Raw genomic sequence first — 1,584 nt, 5'->3', positions numbered from 1 at the left:
CCTCGCGCAGGTTGGCATTGCCTCTCCTGCGCCTCGCGCGGCCAACGCGCTACACTGACGCCGACCCGTTCAAGCTGATCGTGGTTCCGGCAGGCGACCTTAGGATGATGCAGCGCCGCTGGTCCGGCGACCTGGACCTGCCCTGGCTCGAGCGTGGCACCTTCGGGCGATGGTCCAGTCATCGCCGCCGCTGGCACGCCGGCCGGGTGCTCGACGGTGACTGGGATCTCGCCTGCCAGCCGCTCGACGACTACCACCTTTCGCGCATCGTACGCGAACGTTTCATCCTCGGCCGCGACTGGGCGGAGATCCCGTATATTCGCCGCGCCCTGACAAAGGTGAATCAGGGAGAGCGGGCATGGGGTGGGCGTTGCGCGACACCGGCCGAGGTCATGGCGCGCTGCCACTATATCGACAAGCTCTACCAGCGCCTGAAGAAGGACGGCTACAACCCGAGCGCCGACGCGCGGTTCACGCATTTCCTGGTCAATATCGGCCGCGACGGAGAGATCATCCGCAACAACGACGGCAAGCACCGCATCATCTTGAGCCGGCTTCTGGAACTGCCCGGACTGCCGGCGCGGGTTCTGGTGCGGCACCCGCACTGGCAGGCGGTGCGCGATTCCATCCGCAGCGGCGACCGCAAGATCGCGGCGCGCTATCGCGGGCATCCAGATCTGACCGACCTCCTGCCCGCGGCCAGTCCGGTGCCCGGCACACACCACGCCTGAGGCCAGTCAGTATGCGTTCGACAGGAAATCGTTCACCTGCCAGTTTTCGAACGCGGAGCAGCGGCTGCCTGCGCCGCTACGTTGTCGTCGCCATTTGCGTCACGCTCGGCCTCGGACCGCAATCGGGCGCTGCGGACGACGACGAAAGACCCTTGCTCGAACTCCGCCGAATGCTCGCCTTCGACCTCGAATACGAAAGAGGCTTTCGGGATCGGGACGGTCGCCCGGAACGCGAGATCGAGGCCGAGCCGCTTCTCCGGTTCGCCGCCACGATCGCGCCGGGTCGTACCTGGTCGGGCTTCTTCGAGGCGGATTTCCTGTCGCAGATCACCTGGGAGCGCGGACACCCGCGCGAGACCCGGAACATCGCGCGGATCAATCAGGCCTATCTGCGCTACGATGACGAAGTTGATCTGCGTGTCGGCCGCTTTCTCTACCGCGACGAACGCGAATGGCTGATCGACGAGAATTTCGACGGCTTCCTGGTCAATTTCGATATCGGTGAGGTCAAGGTCGATGCATTCGCTGGGCGGGTTGGCGGGTTTCCCCGCGAACTCTTCAACCCGGATTCACGCGGCGATCGCGTCAACCACTACGGCATCCTGGCCGAGGTGGAAGCCGAAAGTGATATCCACTACGCCGCCTTCGCCATCCTCAGCGACGATCGTGCGCGAGCGGGGGACCGCCAGCTCTCCCTCGGATTGCGATCCTACGGCGAACTTCTCCCGAGCCTCGACTACTGGGCCAACACCGGTCTTTCACTCGGCCGCTCAAACGGCCGCAAGCTGGACGGTCGCGGTTTCGATGTCGGCGGGACCTACCGGTGGCGCGAGCATTCGCTTCAGCCGCGTCT

At 65.1% G+C, this 1,584-nt stretch carries 2 protein-coding genes; both read left to right on the top strand.

The features are described from left to right. Positions 1 to 731: hypothetical protein (locus tag IM708_RS20920; RefSeq protein ID WP_209428480.1), on the top strand; the 731-nt coding region annotated here is incomplete at its 5' end. A gap of 152 nt (positions 732 to 883) precedes the next feature. Further along, positions 884 to 1,584: alginate export family protein (locus IM708_RS20915; protein ID WP_209428479.1), on the top strand; the 701-nt coding region annotated here is incomplete at its 3' end.

Origin of the sequence: Pararhodobacter sp. SW119, assembly GCF_017811755.1 — a bacterium.
In the GTDB taxonomy this organism is placed as follows: Bacteria; Pseudomonadota; Alphaproteobacteria; order Rhodobacterales; family Rhodobacteraceae; genus Pararhodobacter.
This window is presented reverse-complemented; position numbering and strand designations above follow the sequence as displayed.